This is a genomic window from Achromobacter sp. B7 (assembly GCF_003600685.1).
Taxonomy (GTDB): Bacteria; Pseudomonadota; Gammaproteobacteria; order Burkholderiales; family Burkholderiaceae_B; genus Achromobacter; species Achromobacter spanius_B.
Map to the genome: position 1 here is coordinate 3,270,556 of NZ_CP032084.1, position 19,893 is coordinate 3,290,448.

Genomic DNA, 19,893 nt, shown 5'->3' on the forward strand with positions numbered 1-19,893 from the left:
CGACGCTGATTCTTCTAGTAGGAATCAGAGGATTTTTCCCAGCAAATTCAGACATTTCTGTCACGAATCCTAGTGAAAGGAATTAATCCGACTTGTGTTTTGTCGCTAGCGCGTGAAACCTCTTATAAATTCCGTCTGAATAATCAGATGGCAAAAACGAATTGCTAAAAAAAAGCCGCGCGCAAATGATTCGCCGCACACCGATTCAACGGTGGGCGGCAAGGGAGACAACGTCGGGAGAGGGTTATGCCGCCTGACAATGCCAATGGGGTGGCATGGCGGAAAGATGAAAAAACGGACGCAGTATCCGGCGATACCAAAACGGATTCGGTATGCCAGATGCCTGAAATCTTATTTATATGAATTGACAGAAACCCGGATATTCCCGTCGTACTAATATTGAATTCGGTCTTAGATTCAATATTTCATGCCCGTCATTGTTTAATGACGCAGCCGTCATTCTTCTTCGGAATACAGGCCGTGTTCCACCGCATAGACGGCCACCTGCACCCGGCTGGTCAGGTTCAATTTCTTCAGCACGTTCTGCACATGGATCTTCACCGTGCTTTCGCTTACGTCCAGTTCGCGCGCGATGACTTTATTGCTGGCGCCGCGCGCCAGGCATTGCACGATCTGCGTCTCGCGGGCGGTCAGGCGGTGGCGTTCGGCCGCGCCCTTGCCTTGCGCCGCCTGGGCCGCCTGCGTGGCCTGGCCACGGAATTGGTCTACCAGCTTGGCCGTCATGCTTTCGGCTATCACCGATTCGCCCCTGGCTGCGCGCCGGATGGCCGATGTCAGCACGTCGGCGTCGATGTTCTTGACCAGATAGCCGCGCGCCCCGTCGCGCAAGGCCTGGCCCAGTTCATCGGCTTCTTCCGACACGGTCAGGATGATGACCGCGCAAGACGGCAGATCCTGCGTCAGCAGTTGCAGCGTTTCAAGGCCGGACAAGCCGGGCAGGTTCAAGTCTAGCAGTATCACATCGGGCTGCAATTCCTTGGCGCGCTTGATCCCCTCCACGCCGTCGCCCGCTTCGGCCACCACTTCAAAGTCGGGCTGGCGTTGCAGCAGCAGGCGCACGCCGGAACGGAACAGGGTGTGGTCATCGACAAGCAGGATACGGATGGGCATGGTCAATAAAGGTCAGGCGGCCTGGCGCTCGCTGCCAGGCAAAGTCAGCATGACGCGCGTACCGGCGCCGGGCTGCGATTCGAGTTTTATCAGGGCGCGCATGCGGGCCGCGCGCTCTTGCATGATGTGCAGGCCCACGTGCGCGTCGCCGCGCGCCGCCACATCGGCGGGATCAAAGCCCTGGCCGTTATCGACGATGTGCAGGCTGAAGTCGCGGTCGTTGCCCACCGTGACGTCTACGCGGCTGGCCTCGGAATGCTTGCGCACGTTGGACAGGGCTTCTTGCAGAATGAACAGGACTTGCAGTTGCTGGTCAGGCGGCAACGGCGCGCCTTCGCCCCGATCAAACCGCAGCGTGATGTCGATGGCCGTCTGGCGCCGAAAACGCTCCACGGTGCTTTCGATAGCGGCTTGCAAGTCGCCCTGGCCCAATTTGGTGCGGAAGTTGTTCAGCAATTCGCGCACGTCCTGATAGCTTTCGTCAACGCCGGTGCGCAGCAGCGGCAGAATTTCAGCCACCTCGTCTTCGTCGCCGCGCTTGACGGCCGCGTCCAGCATCTGCAATTGCAGGTTCAGGAAATTCAGCCCTTGCGCCAGGCTGTCGTGCAAGCCTTGCGCGACCAGCCCACGTTCCTGAACCACGGCCAGTTGCCGGGCCTGCGCGCTAAGGCGGCGGTTATCCAGCGCCACACCCAGATGCTGGCCCAGCGTTTCAAGCAGCTGCGAGTCGGACGGCGCCAGCCGGCGCTGTTGCCGAAAATGCAGCGAGTACGAACCCAGCACTTCATCGCGCGTCACGATGCGGAACACCGCCACGCTGGCAAAGCCGTCGCGCACGCAGTTCAAGTCCATGTCGGGCGGTGAATGCCGGAAATCCTGGATGACGACGACGCCCGCCTGGCGCGTGGCCACGCCGCAATAGCAGTCGTCCACCTTCATGCAATGTTCGGATTCCACCAGCGCGTCGGACAGGCCCACCGACACCACCAGGTTGAGCTTTTCGTTGTCGGGGTCCAGCGCGCGGATGCTGCCGCCGTCGGCGTCGAACTGCAACATGACGCGGCGCAGGAAGCCGTCGCACATGGCTTCGATGTCGTTGGGCTGATTCAGGAAGGCAGCCATGTCGTACAGCGCGCCGATGTCTCGGTTTTGCGCGGCCAGCTGCGCGGTCTTTTGTTCGACGCGCGTTTCCAGGCCGGTGTACAGGTCTTGCAGCTGGTCGGCCATGCGGTTGTAGCCGCGCGCCAGCACGCCGAATTCGTCTTCGCTTTCCACGGGCAGCCGCGTGCTGAAATCCCGCTCGGCCATGCGTTGCAGGCCGTCGCGCAGGCGCAGCACCGGGGCGATGATCCACAGGTACAGCAGATAGATCATCGCCAGCGTGCCGGCGCAGGCGATTGCGGCCAGCACGCCTTGCGACAGCCGCAACGCCGTGGTCTTGCCGGCGTTGTCTTGCTCGATCATGCGCACCAGCGTGTCCGCGCGGGTGACGAACTCGGGCAGCGTCTGCAAGTACACGGCCGCGTCAGGTTGCGTCAGCGCGCGCTGGGCAGCGGGCTTCATCACGTCGTGCCAGTAATTGGCCACGTCATGCCATTGCGTGCGGATCGCTTCGTTATTGGGGATGAAAAGCGGGCGTGCCGGGTTGCCGCGCGCCAGGCGGGAAATGGTTTCGTCCATTTCGGCCATCTGTTCCTGGCTGCGCGCCTCGCGGCCTGCTTGCGGCCGCATCAGCTCGACGGCAACGCGGTTGGCGCGCATGCGCAGGCTGCCGGTGTCATTGATGGCGGCGCCCGCGCCTTCCAGCTGCCACGACAGCCACAGCGTCCAGCTGATCATTGACAGCACCACCACCAACGCGGCCAGTGAGCTGGCGACGATGCGCGTGGACAGCCGATGCCGGGGCGACGGCAGGCCGTCGGAGCCGACATCCGGCGCAGCGGTGCGGGCGCCGGAGGCAGCGCTGGCGGTGGCGCCACGGTCGGTGGGGGTGGCGGTACCGGCGGTGGACGGAGAAATCGTCATGGTGATCGGATCAGGGCGATGCGGGACTTGCGGTGCGGGACTTGCGGTGCGGGACTTGCAATGCGGGACTCGCGATGCAGTGTTGGCGGTGGTTGCGATGCTTGCAATGCCCGCCGTGCGTCCCGCGCGGTGCCTAGTGTATTCGCCTTCAGGGCAGGCCCAGTTGGTCGCAGATGAATTGCACGACCCGCGCGGGGTCGTTCAGCGGCAGGCATGGCAAGGCGGTGTCCAGCGCGGTGTCAGTCACAACGGCCAGGAAACTGCCGTCCTCCGCATGCAGCGCAGGCTTGCCCAGGGCGGGTCGATAAACTTCTAGGCGGGCAATCGCGGCCTGTTTGAAACCTTCGACCAGCACCAGGTCGGCGGGCGACAGCCGCGCCAATTGCTCGTCCAGCGTGGGTTCGGGCGCGTCGCGCAATTCATGCACGATGGCGTAGCGGTACGGCGAGGCCACCATCACCTCCTGCGCGCCCGCCAGCCGAAAGCGCGCGCTGTCCTTGCCAGGCGGTTCCATCTGAAAGTCGTGATGGCTGTGCTTGATGACGTTCACGCGCAGGCCGCGCGCCGCCAATAGCGGCAGCATCGCTTCGATAAGCGTGGTCTTGCCGCTGCCGGACCGGCCGGCGATACCGAAAACTGGGCTCATGCATGCTCCGAAAACAAGGGACAGACAATGGGTAGAAACGCGTCTGCCCGGGGCGAGTATGCCAGCAATGCCCCGGCCACCAGATCGAAATACCAGCCGTGCAGCGTCAGGCTGCCCGCCGCCACGGCGCGCCGCACGAATGGCAGGTCGTCAAGGTTGCGCAGCGAAATCAGGATGGACGCCTGCTCGCACGCGCGCCGCCGTTCGGCGTCGGTCGCGGCCGGCATCTGGCGCAACACGCGGTCGCGGGCCGGTTCGGCGATGTCCATCCACCGTTCCAGGTAATCGGTTTCGCCATCGCTGCGGGTGCGCTGTTCCATCAGCGCGCGGATGCCGCCGCAATGCGCATGGCCCAGCACGATGATGCGGCTGACCCGCAGTTGCTCGACCGCGAATTGAATCGCCGCCAGCACGCCTTGCAGGCCACGATCCGCGCTGGCCGGCGGCACCAGGTTGGCCACGTTGCGCACGGCGAAGATGTCGCCGGGGTCGCAGCCCAGCAACATGGCCGGGTCCACGCGGGAATCGCAGCATCCGATCAGCAAGGTGCTGGGGTGCTGGCCATCGCGCAGGTGGCGGTACAGCGCGGGTGCCTCCTCGTAATACTGTTGTTGAAAACGTTGGAAGCCGTCGATGAATCGTTCGATGTCGCGCATGATTTTTCCTCGTCCTTCAGCCGCCCTTCAGCCGCCCGTCTGCGCCATGAAGCGCACGATGCGATCCGGCTGGGCCAGGAAGTCGTGGCGTTCCGGTTTGGCGGCGATGCCGGCCAGGATGGCGCGCGTCAGCTCGGCGTCGGTGGCCCCGGCGCGCAGCATGCGGCCCAGGGGCACCTGGTCTTCCTGGCCCAGGCACAGGTACAAGGTGCCGTCCACGCCCAGGCGGACACGGTTGCAGGCCGCGCAGAAATGGCGCGACATGGGGGTGATGACGCCCAGCACCGGCGCGCCATGGCCGGCGGTCCAGTACCGGGCGGGGCCGGAGCCGGCGCCGAAGCCCAAACCGAAACCCGACCCGAAACCCGAGCCCGCGTGCGTGCCTGTGCCTTGCCCCAACGGCCGGCCCGCTACCGGCATCGCCGGCACCAGCCCCGCCTCGGCGGCCAGCGTGGCGCCCAGCGCATTCAAGTCCGTATGCCGCATGCCTTGCCCGCACGTGCCCATCGGCATGGGTTCGATCAGGCGTAGCACGAAGCCCTGCGAGATGGCGTAGTCCAACAACCGCCGCACGTCCGCGTGCGGCGTTGCCGCGTGCACGACGCTATTGAGCTTGATGGGCGCAAAGCCCGCGCCGCGCGCAGCGGCAAGGCCGGCCAGCACGTCCGCCAGGCAGTCACGCCCCGTGATCTGGTTGAAGGCGTCTGCATCCAACGTATCCAGGCTGACGTTCAGCCGCGTCACGCCCACCGCGCGCAGCGCCCGCGCATGGCGCGCCAGCTGCGTGCCGTTGGTGGATACCGACAGGTCGGTCACGCCGGGCATGGCGGCGACCGCGCCGGCCAGATCCGCCACGCCCCGACGCAGCAGCGGCTCGCCGCCCGTCAGCCGCACCTTGCCTACGCCCAGCGCCACAAACAGGCCGATCACCCGCGCCATTTCGGCATGCGTCAGCCAGTTGGCGGGCGTTTCAAAGCCCTTGAAATCCTTGGGCAGGCAGTAGCTGCAACGCAGGTCGCAGCGATCCGTGACGGACACGCGCAGGTAATCGATGCGTCGGCCGTAGCCGTCAGTCAGCGTGCAAAAGTCGCGGGCGGCGGCGGGGCCGTCCATTACGGCGGGGTCGTCCATTACCGCAGGGTCGTCCATTACCGCAGGGTCGTCCATCAAGCGGCCCTCCCGCCGACCACGCGATCCGCCTCGCTGCCTTGCAGGTCTATGCCCTGCACGTCCGCCTGATCCACCAGCAGCTTGGTGTATTGCCGCCAGGCGGTGTCCTGGCTCATGGCCGACAGCGACGCCGCGATCTGCTGCGCGACGTGTTCGTAGGGCAGCATGCGCCCTTCGATGCGGCGCGTTACCCGCACGATGTGCAGCCCGTGCCGCGTTTGCAGCAGCTGCGGCAACAGCCCGCCGGACGGCAGCGCGAACACCGCGCGTTCAAACTCGGGCACGGTATCGCCCCGGCCCAATTGGCCCAGGCTGCCGCCCACGGCGGCCGACGGGCAGTTGGACTGCTCGCGCGCCACCTGGGCAAAGCTTGACGGATCGGCCAGCAAATCTTGCAGTACCACGTTGGCATGGGCGCGCAGCATGTCCAGGTTGACGTCGGGCGTCACCTGGAAAAGGATGTGGTCGGCTTCGACCAGCTCGCCCACCATGAAGCGCTGCGGATGGGCATGATAGAAGCGCCGGCAGGCGGCGTCGTCCGCCAACGGCGCGGCGGCCTGGCGGGCCAGCAAGGCGGTGATGATGGCGTCTTCGTTGTCACCGATGGCGCTGTCGTTGGCGCCGTTGTTGTCGGCGTCCTCGTTGCCGACGCTGCCCACGCCCAGGCGCAGCGCCTCGTCCAGCAACACCCGCCGCAAGACCAGCGCCGTGATGGCGTGGCGCATCGGGTTGCCGGCGTCGGCGTGCAAAGGCAGTTCACGTTCCAGATCGGCGTCGCTCAGTTCGACGCCGTTGACGATGACAGGCATGTTGGGCTCCTGGTTCAAACGGTTTCAACGTGGGCGCACCAGTTGCCAGGCGCGGCCCAGATAGCCCAGCGAGGCAAAGCCGCTCCAGACGTGGACCAAGCGGGTGAACGGAAAAATCACGAACAGCGTCAGCCCCATGAATAGATGCGCCTTGAACAGCAGCGGCACACCAGCGATATGGCTGGCGGCGTCGCCCTGGAACGTCACGATGTGCTGCGCCCACGTCATCAGCCGCACCATCATGTCGCCGTCCATGTGGCCGGCGGACAGCACGATGGTCGACAGCCCCAGCAGCAAGGTCACCAGTATCCAAAGCAGCAGCAGCTTGTCGCCCGGGCGCGTCGTGCGCGCGATGCGGGGATCGGTCAGGCGGCGATGGATCAGGATCAACAGGCCGATCAGGCACAGCCCGCCCATCACGCCGCCCGCCACCATGGCCACCGTCTGCTTGAGGGTGTGGCTTACGCCCAGCGTGTCCCACACCACCACCGGCGTCAGCAGGCCGGCCAGATGGCCGAAGAACAAGCCCAGGATGCCGACGTGGAAAAGGATATTGCCCAGCCGAAGCTGGCCGCGATGCAGCAGCTGCGAGCTGTCGGTCTTCCAGGTGTATTGCTCGCGCTCGAAACGGGCCAGGCTGCCCAGCAGGAAGACGGTCAGCGCAATGTAGGGATAAATACCGAAAAGGAATTGATTCAGGGAATTCATGATGCGTCGTCCTGAGCACGAATGGGGGGGTTGGCGCGGGGATAGAAGCGCACGGCTTGCGCGGCATCGCCCGCGAACGGCCGCAGCAGCGGTTCCACGCCGTCCGCGCTGACGCCGAACGTGTCCATGGCTTCGTCCATGTCGCGCACGGGCGCGTCGGTCTGCTCGCGCGGCACCACCCGGGCCGCCGCGCGCAGCACCTGGAAGATTCCCGCGTACGGGCTGTCGCCGCGCGCCAGTCGCGCACCGATGGCGGCCAGCACGTGGATGGCCTCGTCCAACAGGTCTTGCGCGTCGGCCGGGTCGATCACGCCCAGAAATTCCAGGAACAGCGGCACGTGGTCGGGCAGCTCGGACACGACCGGCTCAAAGCCGTGCTGCCGGTACGTATCCAGCAGGTCGACCATGGCCTGACCCCGGTCACGGCTTTCGCCATGTACGTGTTCGAACAGGTGCAGCGAATGCGAGCGGTTGCGGTCGAAGGTGGCAACGTAGTTTTCCTGCACGGTGATCAGGTCATTGGTTGCCAGATAGGCGACCAGCGGTTGCAAGGCTTCTTCGGCGTCCGGGTCGTCGGCCAACGCGGCCTCGACCTCGCCCAGCGCGTCCAGCAGATCGGGCTCGGGGTAGCTGAGCAAGGCGGAAAGCAAGCGGTAGTGCGTCATGGTGTTCTCTCCTGTCCTAGCGCGCCTGGGCGGCCTTCTTGCGGGATTTGGGCATCTCGATGAAGATTTCGCTGCCCTGCGGCTTGCGGCCGAACAAAGTGCCTTCGGACACGCCGCCCGAGCAGCCGTTGCCGAAGGTAAAGCCGCAGCTGCCTTTTTCGTTGAAGCTGTCTTCCACGATTTCCTTGTGGCTGCTGGGTACGACGAAGCGGTCTTCGTAGTTGGCAATCGCCATGATCTGGTACATGTCCTGCACCGTTTCCTCGGACAGCCCCACCTGTTCCAGCAGCGCCGTGTCGCGTTCGCCGTGCACGGTTTCCGAGCGCTTGTAGGCGCGCATCGCCAGCATGCGTTCCAGCGCCTGCAACACAGGCGCTTCCTTGCCGGCCGTGAGCAGGTTGGCCAGGTAGCGCACGGGAATGCGCAGGCTGGACACGTCCGGAATCATCGCGCTCTTGCCCACGGTGCGCTGCGGCATCTGGCCGGCTTCGGCCGCCGTCTGGATGGGGGACAGCGGCGGGATGTACCAGACCATCGGCAAGGTGCGGTATTCCGGATGCAGCGGAAACGCCACGCGCCATTGCACGGCCATCTTGTAGACGGGCGACTGCCGGGCCGCTTCCAGCCACGATTCGGGTATGCCCTGTTCGCGCGCGGCGGCGATCACCGCCGGGGAATGCGGGTCCAGGAACAGGTCCAGCTGCGATTCATAAAGGTCCTGTTCGTTGGCGGTGGCGGCCGCGCGTTCGATCTGGTCGGCGTCATACAGCATGACGCCCAGGTAACGGATGCGGCCCACGCAGGTTTCCGAGCACACGGTGGGCTGGCCGGCTTCAATGCGCGGATAGCAGAACGTGCACTTCTCGGCCTTGCCGCTGCTCCAGTTGTAGTAGATCTTCTTGTACGGGCAGCCCGAGATGCACATGCGCCAGCCGCGGCATTTGTCCTGATCCACCAGCACGATGCCGTCGTCTTCGCGCTTGTAGATCGAGCCCGACGGGCAGCTGGCCACGCAGGCGGGGTTCAGGCAGTGCTCGCACAGGCGCGGCAGGTACATCATGAACGTGTTCTCGAACGTCGAGTACATCTCTTTCTGCACGCCTTCGAACAACGCGTCGCGGCTGCGTGCGCTGAATTCACCGCCCAGGTCGTCTTCCCAGTTCGGGCCCCAATGGATCTTGTCCATCTTCTTGCCGGTCAGCACCGACACGGGGCGCGCGGTGGGCGGCGTTTGCGACAGCGGCGCGTTCTGCAGGTGTTCGTAATCGAAGGTGAAGGGTTCGTAGTAGTCGTCAATGGCCGGCAGGTTCGGGTTGGCGAACAGGTTGGCCAGGATGCGCAGCTTGCCGCCCTGGCGCGGTTCCAGCTTGCCGGCGGCGGTGCGCTTCCAGCCGCCCTTCCACTTGTCCTGGTTTTCCCATTCCTTTGGGTAGCCGATGCCGGGCTTGGTTTCCACGTTGTTGAACCAGGCGTATTCGACGCCGTCGCGGCTGGTCCAGACGTTCTTGCAGGTGACCGAACACGTGTGGCAGCCGATGCACTTGTCCAGGTTCAGCACCATGCCGATTTGGGCGCGTATCCTCATGATTGCTTCTCTTCTTGTTGCGTGGCTTGTTCAGCCGGGTCCTCGACCAGCGGGCCTTCCAGCCAGTCCACCTTCTTCATCTTGCGCAGCACCACGAATTCGTCGCGGTTGGCGCCCACGGTGCCGTAGTAGTTAAAGCCGTAGGCCTGCTGCGCGTAACCACCGATCATGTGCGTGGGCTTGAGCACCGTGCGCGTAACCGAGTTATGGATGCCGCCGCGCTTGCCGCTGGTTTCCGCGCCCGGCACGTTCACGATCTTTTCCTGCGCGTGGTACATCAGGCACATGCCCACCGGCACGCGCTGGCTGACCACGACGCGCGCGGTCAAGGTGCCGTTCACGTTGAAGACTTCAACCCAGTCGTTGTCCACCAGGCCGGCCTGTTTGGCCTCGGTTTCCGACACCCACACGTGGGGGCCGCCACGGCTTAAGGTCAACATGCGCAGGTTGTCGGAATAGGTGCTGTGGATGCCCCATTTCTGGTGCGGCGTCAGCCAGTTCAGTACCAGTTCCTTTTCGCCGTTGGGATACTTGCCCAGCATGGGCGCCACCGTCTTGGTGTCGATGGCGGGCTTGTACACGCACGAACCCTCGCCAAAATCCAGCATCCAGCGGTGGTCCTGGTAGAACTGCTGGCGGCCGGTCAGCGTGCGCCACGGGATCAGTTCGTGCACGTTGGTGTAGCCCGCGTTGTAGCTGACCTCTTCGCTTTCCAGCCCCGACCACGTCGGCGCCGAAATGATCTTGCGCGGTTGCGCCTGGATGTCCCGGAAACGGATCTTGTCGTGCTCGCGGCCCACGGCCAGGTGGGTGTGGTCGCGCCCGGTGATCTTGCCCAGCGCTTCCCATGCCTTGACCGACACATGGCCGTTGGTTTCGGGCGCAAAGGTCAGGATCATTTCCGCCGCGTCGATGGCGGTGTCCAGGCGCGGGCGGCCCTGGCTGACGCCGGCCTCGCCCACGCTGGCGTTGATGCCGGCCAGCTCGTGCACTTCGTGCTCGGTGTTCCAGTTGATGCCCTTGCCGCCGTTGCCCAGCTTGTCCAGCAAGGGGCCCACCGACGTGAACTTGCGATAGACGTCGTTGTAGTCGCGCTCAACCACCGTCATCGACGGCGCGGTCTTGCCCGGCACCAGATCGCATTCGCCCAGCTTCCAGTCGCGCGGTTCGAACGCCTGGCCCAGCTCTCCCGGCGTGTCGTGCATCAGCGGGGTCAGTACCAGGTCGCGGCGCTTGCCCAGGTAGGGGCCGCCGATCTCGCTGAACTTCCTGGCCAGCAGCTTGTAGATTTCCCAGTCGGTCTTGCTTTCCCACAGCGGCTGCACGGCTTCGCTCAAGGGGTGGATGAAGGGGTGCATGTCGGACGTGTTCAAGTCGTCCTTTTCGTACCAGGTGGCCGTGGGCAGCACGATGTCGCCGTACAGGCAGGTAGTGCTCATGCGGAAGTCCAGCACCGTCAGCAAGTCCAGCTTGCCCTCGGCGGCGTCTTCCTGATAAGTCACTTCGGTGGGCTTGATGGCGGCGGCTTCGTCGCCGAACACGGCGTTTTGCGTGCCCAGCAGGTACTTCAGAAAGTACTCGTGGCCCTTGCCGCTGGAACCCAGGATGTTGGAGCGCCATACGAACATGTTGCGCGGAAAGTTGGCCGGGTCGTCCGGGTCTTCGCAAGACATGCGCAGCGCGCCGGACTTCAGTTGTTCCACGGCGTGCGCCACAGGATCCTTGCCGGCGGCGTCGGCCTGGGCCACCAGGTCCAGCGGATTGGTGCGCAGTTGCGGGGCCGACGGCAGCCAGCCCATGCGTTCGGCGCGCGCGTTCAGGTCGATCATCGACAGGTCGCCGTACTTGGCGCGGTCGGCGGTGGGGCCAAGCACTTCCTGCACGTTCAACTTTTCATGGCGCCACTGGCTGGTGTGGGCGTAGAAGAACGACGTGCCGTTCATCTGGCGCGGCGGACGCACCCAATCCGACGCAAAGGCCAGCGGGGCCCAGCCGAACTGCGGGCGCAGCTTTTCCTGGCCCACGTAATGCGCCCAGCCACCGCCGCTCTTGCCCACGCAACCGCACATCATCAGCATGTTGATGATGCCGCGGTAGATCATGTCCATGTGGTACCAGTGGTTCAGGCCCGCGCCCACGATCACCATCGACTTGCCTTCGGTGTCGTGCGCGTTCTGCGCGAATTCGCGCGCCACCTGGATCACCTGCGCGCGCGGCACGCCGGTATGCTTTTCCTGCCAGGCGGGCGTGTAGGCCACGTCATCGTCGTAGGACGTGGCGACGTTGGCGCCGCCCAGGCCACGGTCCAGGCCGTAGTTGGCCATTTGCAGGTCGTACACCGTGGCGACCAGCGCGTCCGTGCCATCGGCCAGGCGGATGCGGCGGGCCGGCAGGTTGCGCACCAGCACGTCGTCGTGCTCGCCGCCAAAGTACGGGAAGCCCACGCCCACCGTTTCCGCGCCCTGGCCCAGCAGGCTCAGGGCGGGTTCGATGGCCTGGCCATTGCCGCCATTGCGCGATTCCAAATTCCAGCGGCCAACCTTTTCACCATCGTTGACCGCGCCCTCGCCCCAGCGAAAGCCGATGCTGCCGTTGGGCGCCACCAGGGCGCCGCTGTGCGCGTCCAGCACCAGCGTCTTCCAGTCGGGGTTGTTCTGTTCGCCCAGCGCGCCGTCAAGGTGCGAGGCGCGCAGGAAGTGGTCGGGTGCGTAGAAGCCATCGCGCGGCTTGAGCAACACCAGCATGGGCATGTCGGTGTAGCGGCGCACGTAGTCGCGGAAGTACGGCGACGGGTTGGCCGACAGGTGGAATTCTTTCAAGATGACGTGGCCCATCGCCATCGCCAGCGCGGCATCGGTACCTTGCTTGGGCGCCAGCCAGATGTCGCCGAACTTGACCATTTCACCAAAGTCGCTGGACACGGCCACCGTCTTGGTGCCCTTGTAGCGGACCTCGGTGTAGAAGTGCGCATCGGGCGTGCGGGTCTGCGGCACGTTCGATCCCCACACCATCAGGTAGGTGGAGTTGTACCAATCCGCCGATTCCGGCACGTCGGTCTGCTCGCCCCAGATCTGCGGGCTGGCCGGCGGCAGGTCGCAATACCAGTCGTAGAAGCTCAGGCACGCGCCGCCCAGCAGGCTGAGGTAACGCGCGCCGGCGGCGTAGCTGACCATGGACATGGCGGGAATCGGCGAAAAGCCGATCACGCGGTCGGGGCCGAATTTCTTGATGGTCAGCGCATTGGCGGCGGCAATGATTTCGGTGGCGGTGTCCCAATCGGCGCGAACAAAGCCGCCCAGGCCGCGGACTGACTTGTAGCGCTTGGCGCGGACGGGGTCCTGGCTGATCCATTCCCAGGCGGCAATGGGGTCCATCGTCTTGCGGGCTTCGCGCCACATCTGCATCAGGCGGCCGCGGATCATCGGGTACTTCACACGCTGTGCCGAATACACGTACCAGCTGTACGAGGCGCCACGCGGACAGCCGCGCGGTTCGTGGTTGGGCAGGTCGGGCCGCGTGCGCGGGTAGTCGGTCTGCTGCGTTTCCCAGGTGATCAGGCCGTTCTTGACGTACACCTTCCACGAGCACGAGCCCGTGCAGTTCACGCCGTGGGTAGACCGCACCACCTTGTCGTGCTGCCAACGGGCGCGGTAGGCGTTTTCCCAATTGCGGTCTTCATTGACCGTTTCGCCGTGGCCATCGGCAAAGGTGGATTTGACCCGGGACATGAACTTCAACCGGTCCAGGAAGTGACTCATTGTGTTTCTCCAAGAGCGCCGCGTCGGCGGCGCGTACTGCAATCGTTGCGCTGGTTTCACTGTAGGTCGGGGTCCGTTCCCCGACCATTCGCCTGAGGGCCAGGCCGGGCGCGGCAAAGTGACTAGTCACCCGCCGCGCGCTTTGTTCAGCAAGGCACCGGCGCGTTCCTGCGCGCATAGAACCACCACGTAATCACCATGCACGTGGCGTAAAAACCGATGAAGCAAAACAGAGCCGCCTGCACGCTGCCCGTCATTTCCAGCGACGTGCCGAAACTGCGCGGAATGAAAAAGCCGCCGTAGGCGCCGATGGCCCCGGAAAAGCCCAGCACCGCCGCCGATTCCTTGGCCGCTTCGCCTAGCGCACGCTTGTGCGCGTCGGGGCCTTTGCCCGCGGCCGCCTGGGTGCGCTCGCGCAGGAAGATCACCGGAATCATCCGAAACGTCGAGCCGTTGCCCACGCCCGTCAGCGCGAACAGCACAATGAACATCGCGAGGAAACCGTTGAAGTTGCCGCCCTGGCCGGCCCCGGGCAGGAACAGCATCACGCCCAGCACCGCCGCAATCATTCCGGCGAAGGTGACCAGCGTGACGCGCGCGCCGCCCAGCTTGTCCGACACCCAGCCGCCCACGGGCCGCGTCAACGAGCCCACCAGCGGCCCCAGGAACGCGTACGCCATGGGGTTGACGTCGGGGAACAGCGTCTTGGTCAGCATGGCGAAGCCCGCCGAAAACCCGATGAAGGAGCCGAACGTGCCCACGTACAGCCAGCACATCAACCAGTTGTGCTTGCGCTTGAAGATCACCGCCTGGTCCGCGAACGACGCACGCGCGTCGGCGATGTCGTTCATGCCGAACCACGCCGCGATGGCCGCAATGGCGATCGGTACCACCCAGATGAAACCGGCGTTTTGCAGCCACAGGTTCTGCGCCGCGCCATTGACCGTGATGTCCTGCGGCGCGCCGCCGGCCACGCCGAAGACGCCCACCGAAATCACCACGGGCACGGCAAACTGCGCCAGCGACACGCCCAGGTTCCCGATGCCGGCGTTAAGCCCCGTCGCCAGGCCCTTCTTTTCCTTCGGGAAAAAAAAGCTGATGTTGGCCATGCTGGAACTGAAGTTGCCGCCGCCCAGCCCGCACAGCAGCGCCAGGATCAGCAGCGTTGGGAACGACGTGGTGGGGTCGCGCAGCGCAAAACCCATGCCCAACGCGGGCACCAGCAAGGACGCCGTCGAGATCGCCGTCCACTTGCGTCCGCCGAACACGGGCACCAGGAACGAATAGAAGATGCGCAAGGTGGCGCCTGACAGCGCGGGCAGCGCCGTCAGCCAGAACAGCTGGTTCTTGGACAGCATGAAACCGGCGCGGTCCAGGTTGACGACGACCACGCTCCACAGCATCCAGATGCTGAACGCCAGCATCAGCGCGGGAATCGAGATCCAAAGATTGCGGTTGGCGACGCGGGCGCCGGTCTGCTTCCAGAAGCCGGGGTTCTCCGGCTCCCAACGCGTCAGGACTTGTGTGGACATAGGAGCCTCTATTTGGAGGAAATGGGTTGCGGGGTCGTAAGCGACGCCCGCCCCAGCGCCGCGCTTTCAGGGCGGAAGCTGAAGTGCATGAAGATCAGCGACACGCAGACGGTGCCGTACAGCAGCATGAAGGCGCTGGACCGTACGCCGGTCAGGTCCAGCAGCACGCCGAACAGGATGGGCAACACGAAGCCGCCCATGCCGCCCGCCAGGCCGACGATGCCGGACACCGCGCCGATGTTTTCGCCGAACTCGTCCGAGATGAACTTGAAGACCGACGCCTTGCCGATGGCCATGGCGATGCCGACCACGAACAGCAGCACAGTGAAGGTGACCGGGCCCAACGCAATGCCGAACTGCCGGGGGCCGCCAGTGGTCATCACGGTGAACTGGGTTTGCGGGTAGCTCAGCAGGAAGAACGCCACCCAGCACACCCACATCACCCACCACGTGGTCTTGTAGGCGCCGTAGCGGTCCGAGATCCACCCGCCCATGGCGCGCAAGACGCCGCCGGGCAACGAGAAGCAGGCGGCCAGCAGCGCGGCCAGCTTCATGTCGAAGCCGTATTCGCCGATGTAGTACTTGGTCATCCACAGCGCCAACGCCACATAGCCGCCGAACACCACCGAGTAGTACTGGCAGTAGCGCCAGACGCGCGGGTCGCGCAGCATGGCAAATTGTGCCGACAGCGTGGCGCGCTGGGTCACCCGGTGCGACGGGTCCGATGCCGAGAACATCCAGAACAGCACCGCCGTGACCAGCAGCGCCACCGCGTACACCTGGGGCACGATGACCCAGGCGCCGCCGGCCGCCGCGATCAACGCGGGCGCCACGAACTTGGTGATGGCCGACCCGGAGTTGCCCGCGCCGAACACGCCCATGGCCAGGCCCTGCTTGTTGCGCGGAAACCAGCGCGCCACATACGGCGTGCCGACCGAGAACGAGCCGCCCGTCAGGCCCACGAACAAGGCCAGCACCAGGAACTGCCAATACTCGGTGGCGTAGGACAGCAGCCAGATCGGCACCACCGCCAACAGCATCAGGATGAAGAACACGGGCCGGCCGCCGTAGCGGTCGGTCCAGATGCCCAGCGGCACGCGCACCAGCGAACCGGTCAATACCGGCATGGCGGCCAACAGGCCGAATTGCGTTTCGGACAAGCCCAGTTGCGCCTTGATGGGTATGCCCAGCACCGCGAAGATCATCCATACCGCAAAGCAGATGGTGAAGGCGAACGTGCTTGAAATCAGGACCCGCATCGGCCTGCCGGACGGGGATGTTGCTGCTGTCATGGTTACTCTCGCTTTACTCACGAAGACATGGCGCTAGCCTAGGCACGCGCCGCGCCGGCGACCATTCGCCGGCCGACCATTCGGGCCACGCCGATGTGCCTAGTCACCCGGTTTCCGTGCCCGCGTTTGCGCTGGATCAAGCGTTGGCCTATGCCCGGCGCAGGCCCAGGCTTAATATGTATTGCGAATACACCTTAACCAATACACCTTCAAAAAAAGCGCAGACCGCCATGCCCCCGTTGCTGACCATCGATGAACCCGCCGCGACGCCACACCGCCCTCGCCCGCAATGGCGCGCCTTTACCGAAATGGGGTTCCGGCCGCTGTATCTGGCCGGCTGCCTGTGGGCGTTGGTATCGGTGTGGTTGTGGGTGCATGCGCCGGGCCGCATCACCGGGCTGATGGCCGGCGTGTTCTGGCATGCGCACGAAATGCTGTGGGGGTTCGTCGCCACGATTGCCGTGGGCTTTCTGCTGACGGCCGGCGCCAACTGGACGGGCAAGAACCCCTTGCGCGGCAACGCGCTGGCGCTCTTGTGCCTGTTATGGGTGGTGGCGCGCGTGGGCTACCTGACGCCGGGCAGGCCCGCGTACGTGGTCGCCGTCGTGGCGGACCTGGGGTTTTTCGTGTGGGGCGCCGCCGCCCTGGGCCGCGCCGTCTGGGTCACGCGCAACCAGCGCAACGCGGGCGTGCCGGTCTTGATGCTGGGCTTGGCCGCCACCAACGCGCTGTATTTATGGGCCGCCGCGCAAGGCGACTATCTGGCGGTGATGCGCTACTTCAATGCCGGCCTGCTTTGCATGGCCGTGCTGACGCTGCTGATTGCGCGTCGCGTGATTCCGTTCTTTGCCAAGCGTGCCGTGACGGGCCTGGACATACCCGCCCAGACCCGCAGCGGTCATTGGCAATTGGGCACGGGCGTGGCGGCCATTGCTGGTTTGCTTGCCGGGCAGCCGCGTCTGGCCGCGGCGGCCTTGACGGCCACGGGCTTGATCGCGCTATGGCAATGGGTGTCGTGGAAGCCGTGGGCCGTGCGGCGCGTGCCGCTGCTGTGGATCTTGTATGCCGGCTATGTCGGCCTGGGCGCCGGGCTGCTGGTGGGCGCGGCGCAATTGGCGGGCGTGGTCGTCCGGCTGGCGTGGCCCGCGCACGTGATCGGCGTGGCGGGCTTTTCGGTGCTGATCGTGGGCATGGTGACCCGCACGGCACTAGGCCACCTGGGGCGGCCCTTGCAAACCGATCGCTGCATGGTGGCCAGTTTCGTGCTGGTAATCGTGGCGGCGCTGCTGCGGCTGGCAGCCCTGTGGCCCAGCGTGGCCAGCACGGGCCTGCTGCATGCCGCCACCAGCGCCTGGGGACTGGCGATGGCTCTGTACCTGTGGCGCTTTTTCCCGCTGATGATCCGCCCACGCGCCGACGCCGCCAAGCCGGCGGCGCCGATGATGCGCGTGATGCCGGTCGCCCGGCCGCGCGTCTGAGTGGGGCGGCGCGCCACGCCTGCCCGCCGGCCTGCCCGCCGGCCCGTTTAGCAGGCCGGTTCAGCCGTCTCGTTTAGCCGCGCCCTTCCCGGCGCTCGATCGCCTCGACTTCGCGGCGCATAGCCTTCAGCCACGCCTTCAGCAACGCCTGATCCGAGAACTGCATCACCTCGTGTTCCAGTTCGCCGATGTACTCCTGGATGTCGACGATGTCGTCATCCAGTTCTTCCAGCACCGTCTCGGGGTCGAACGAGGCGAACGGGTCCAGGTCGTAGCGCAGCTTGAAGCCTTCTTCGGCGTAGCTGGCCTGATGCAGCACTTCGTCCAGCTGCGCCTGCAAGGTGGCGTTGGCTTGCGGCAGGCCGTCGTCGGGCACATCGGCCAGCGGCGTCAAATCCGGCGTGCCCAGCTTGCGCCGCGCCGCTTCTTCGTCCTGCATCGTCTGCCACGCCACCGCGTTCGGCGTGGTGTTGCGCAAGGCGGCGCGGGCCAGGGCCAGCAGGTCTTCGGCTTCGTCGTCTTCGAACTGGTCCTGGATGATGCGCAGCAGTTGCGTCGGCGTGAAGGTCGACAGATCGGTGTCGGGGTCCAGCTCCAGCGCCTCGATCAGTTCCGCCTTGGCGTCTTCGGATTCGTCAGCGGCGGCCTCGTCGTAGTCCAGGCCACTGTGCTTCTTGTAAAGGGTCTTGAGCTTGTCGGCATCGCAACCGGCCGGCAGTTCGCCCTTGGCGTCCAGCAGCAGCAATTCCGCCGAAAACTCGGTCACCAGCTCGGACACGAATTCGCGTTCGGCCTTGGACAGCCCCATGTTCTTGTGCGCGTGGTCAAAGCACAGCACAAGCTTCATGCGCAGTTCGTGCAGCTTCTTTTCCAGCGGCGCCAGGCCTTCCGTGTACTTGCGCTGGTATTCGGCCTCGACCGCCTGCCATTGATCCAGGCGGCCGCGTTCCGTTTCCAGGCGTGCCTGTAGCCGCTCGAATAACTGACGCGGGGTTTCCAGTGAATGTTGGCCCATGACCTGCTCCTTGCAAACCGGGTAATGAAAGTAGCCGCCACTCTAAACGATTCGGGCAAAGCCCTCTTGGGTTTTTCAGTTAATAACGCTAATCATTATTATTAATATAGAATCTCGGCTGTCCGGCACACCCTGCCCGCAACCTCTTCGCCACGTCTTCGCCACGTCAGCACAACATCTCTCAGCACAACATCTATTTGGCAGTCCCGATGTCTTTGCCCCCCGCCGCGGGCCCTGCCGCTCACCGCGCCCCCGCCCACGCCCCTCCTCCACCCGTCGCCCGATCACGGCGCCGCGTGATCCTGACGGCGGCCGTGCTGGTACTTGCCTTGGTCGCGGCGCTGGCCATGTGGTGGAAAACCCAAAGCGGCCCCGCCGCCCCCCGCCCGCCCGAATACAACCAGATACCCGTTGCCGTCAGCGTCGCGGCCGCCCGCGTCGGGCCGCTGCAACGCGACCTGCATGCGCTGGGCACCATCACGCCCTTGACCCACGTTGTGCTGCGCAGTCAGGTTGAAGGCGAATTGTTGCGCCTGCATTACACCGAGGGCCAGGCCGTGGTGCGCGGCCAGCTCTTGGCCGAGATCGACCCGCGTCCCTATCAAACCGCGCTGGCGGCGGCCGAAGGTGAATTGGCGCGCACGCAGGCGCTGCTGGACAACGCCCAGGCCGATCTACAGCGCTACCGCACATTGGCGCGCCAGGAATCCGTGGCCGGGCAGCAGCTGGACACCGCCCAGGCGCAGGTGCGCGCCTACACCGCGCAGCGCGAACTGAACCGCGCACAGGTCGCCGATGCACAGCGACTGCTGGGGCTGACCCGCATCACTGCCCCGCACGATGGCCGCATCGGCCTGCGCCGCGTTGACGCCGGCAACCATGTGCGCGCCAACGATGCCGACGGGCTGACCACGCTGGTGCAGACCACGCCCATTTCGGCGCTGTTCAGCATTTCGGAAACGCGGCTGGACTTGCTGCGCCAGGCGCAGGCGGGAACGGACGTGTTGCGCGTGCAGGCCTGGGATGCCGACGACCGCCGCCTGCTGGCCGAAGGCACGCTGGAAGCCTTGGACAACCGCGTCCAGACCGGCAGCGGCACCGTGCGGCTGCGCGCCCGTTTCGACAACACTGACGAATCGCTGTTTCCCAATCAATTCGTGAACATCCGGCTGTCCCTGGTCCAGCAAGACAACGTGGTCACCATTCCGTCGGCCGCCGTGCAGTATGGGTCCGAAGGCGCGTTCGTTTTTGTGATCGGCGACGATGCGCGCGCCACGCGCCGCGTGTTGCAGCTGGGCCCCGCCAACGCGGGCCATATCGTCGTGCAAGCCGGATTGGCGCCGGCCGAGCGCGTGGTGGTCGAAGGCGTGGACCGCCTGCATGACGGCCGCAACGTCCAGATCGTAGACCCCCTGACTTGAAC

At 65.2% G+C, this 19,893-nt stretch carries 15 protein-coding genes; 2 read left to right on the forward strand and 13 right to left on the reverse strand.

The window, feature by feature from the left end; all coding sequences use genetic code 11:
• Window positions 1-456: 456 nt before the first annotated feature.
• The 12 genes from DVB37_RS14645 to DVB37_RS14700 all read right to left on the reverse strand — a co-directional run bounded on the left by DVB37_RS14645 (window position 457) and on the right by DVB37_RS14700 (window position 15,944).
• The gene (locus DVB37_RS14645; RefSeq protein WP_046806713.1) at window positions 457-1,131 is read right to left on the reverse strand and encodes a response regulator transcription factor; all 675 of its coding nucleotides are present in this window, start codon (window positions 1,129-1,131) and stop codon (window positions 457-459) included.
• A gap of 12 nt (window positions 1,132-1,143) precedes the next feature.
• Window positions 1,144-3,156, reverse strand: a complete 2,013-nt coding sequence (locus tag DVB37_RS14650) for a type IV pili methyl-accepting chemotaxis transducer N-terminal domain-containing protein (RefSeq protein ID WP_240433876.1) — start codon at window positions 3,154-3,156, stop codon at window positions 1,144-1,146.
• Window positions 3,157-3,304: 148 nt separating this feature from the next.
• Window positions 3,305-3,802 (reverse strand): molybdopterin-guanine dinucleotide biosynthesis protein B, encoded by a 498-nt coding sequence (mobB, locus tag DVB37_RS14655; RefSeq protein WP_046806712.1) that lies wholly within the window; start codon window positions 3,800-3,802, stop codon window positions 3,305-3,307.
• A complete protein-coding gene (locus DVB37_RS14660) occupies window positions 3,799-4,458 on the reverse strand; it encodes a carbonic anhydrase (RefSeq protein WP_046806711.1) in 660 nt (219 codons plus the stop codon). The genes mobB and DVB37_RS14660 overlap by 4 nt, the downstream gene beginning before the upstream one ends.
• 27 nt (window positions 4,459-4,485) lie before the next feature.
• On the reverse strand, window positions 4,486-5,571 hold the full coding sequence (locus DVB37_RS14665) for a GTP 3',8-cyclase MoaA (RefSeq protein ID WP_120157505.1): 1,086 nt from the start codon (window positions 5,569-5,571) through the stop codon (window positions 4,486-4,488).
• A 53-nt stretch (window positions 5,572-5,624) separates the two neighbouring features.
• Window positions 5,625-6,437: a peptidylprolyl isomerase gene (locus DVB37_RS14670; protein ID WP_104145322.1), complete on the reverse strand. Its 813-nt coding sequence runs from the start codon at window positions 6,435-6,437 to the stop codon at window positions 5,625-5,627.
• Between the two features lie 24 nt (window positions 6,438-6,461).
• Window positions 6,462-7,145 carry a respiratory nitrate reductase subunit gamma gene (gene narI, locus DVB37_RS14675; protein WP_104145213.1) on the reverse strand — a complete coding sequence of 228 codons (684 nt, stop codon included), beginning with the start codon at window positions 7,143-7,145 and terminating at the stop codon, window positions 6,462-6,464.
• Window positions 7,142-7,810, reverse strand: coding sequence for a nitrate reductase molybdenum cofactor assembly chaperone (gene narJ, locus DVB37_RS14680; protein ID WP_046806709.1), 669 nt, complete (start codon window positions 7,808-7,810; stop codon window positions 7,142-7,144). Before narJ ends, narI begins: the two co-directional genes overlap by 4 nt.
• Before the next feature lie 16 nt (window positions 7,811-7,826).
• A complete protein-coding gene (gene narH, locus DVB37_RS14685) occupies window positions 7,827-9,395 on the reverse strand; it encodes a nitrate reductase subunit beta (protein ID WP_046806708.1) in 1,569 nt (522 codons plus the stop codon).
• Window positions 9,392-13,153, reverse strand: a complete 3,762-nt coding sequence (locus DVB37_RS14690) for a nitrate reductase subunit alpha (protein WP_120155905.1) — start codon at window positions 13,151-13,153, stop codon at window positions 9,392-9,394. Before DVB37_RS14690 ends, narH begins: the two co-directional genes overlap by 4 nt.
• Window positions 13,154-13,299: 146 nt before the next feature.
• Complete coding sequence (locus tag DVB37_RS14695; RefSeq protein ID WP_120155907.1) at window positions 13,300-14,685, reverse strand: NarK family nitrate/nitrite MFS transporter; 1,386 nt, start codon at window positions 14,683-14,685, stop codon at window positions 13,300-13,302.
• 8 nt (window positions 14,686-14,693) lie between these two features.
• Window positions 14,694-15,944, reverse strand: a complete 1,251-nt coding sequence (locus DVB37_RS14700) for a nitrate/nitrite transporter (RefSeq protein ID WP_120155909.1) — start codon at window positions 15,942-15,944, stop codon at window positions 14,694-14,696.
• A gap of 263 nt (window positions 15,945-16,207) precedes the next feature.
• On the opposite strand from DVB37_RS14700, the gene DVB37_RS14705 reads away from it, so the two are divergent.
• Window positions 16,208-17,455, forward strand: coding sequence for an NnrS family protein (locus tag DVB37_RS14705; protein WP_120155912.1), 1,248 nt, complete (start codon window positions 16,208-16,210; stop codon window positions 17,453-17,455).
• A 73-nt stretch (window positions 17,456-17,528) separates the two neighbouring features.
• Here DVB37_RS14705 and DVB37_RS14710 read toward each other — a convergent pair whose 3' ends face one another.
• Complete coding sequence (locus DVB37_RS14710; RefSeq protein ID WP_120155914.1) at window positions 17,529-18,470, reverse strand: molecular chaperone DnaJ; 942 nt, start codon at window positions 18,468-18,470, stop codon at window positions 17,529-17,531.
• 209 nt (window positions 18,471-18,679) lie between these two features.
• On the opposite strand from DVB37_RS14710, the gene DVB37_RS14715 reads away from it, so the two are divergent.
• Window positions 18,680-19,891 (forward strand): efflux RND transporter periplasmic adaptor subunit, encoded by a 1,212-nt coding sequence (locus tag DVB37_RS14715; protein ID WP_120155916.1) that lies wholly within the window; start codon window positions 18,680-18,682, stop codon window positions 19,889-19,891.
• Window positions 19,892-19,893: the final 2 nt, after the last annotated feature.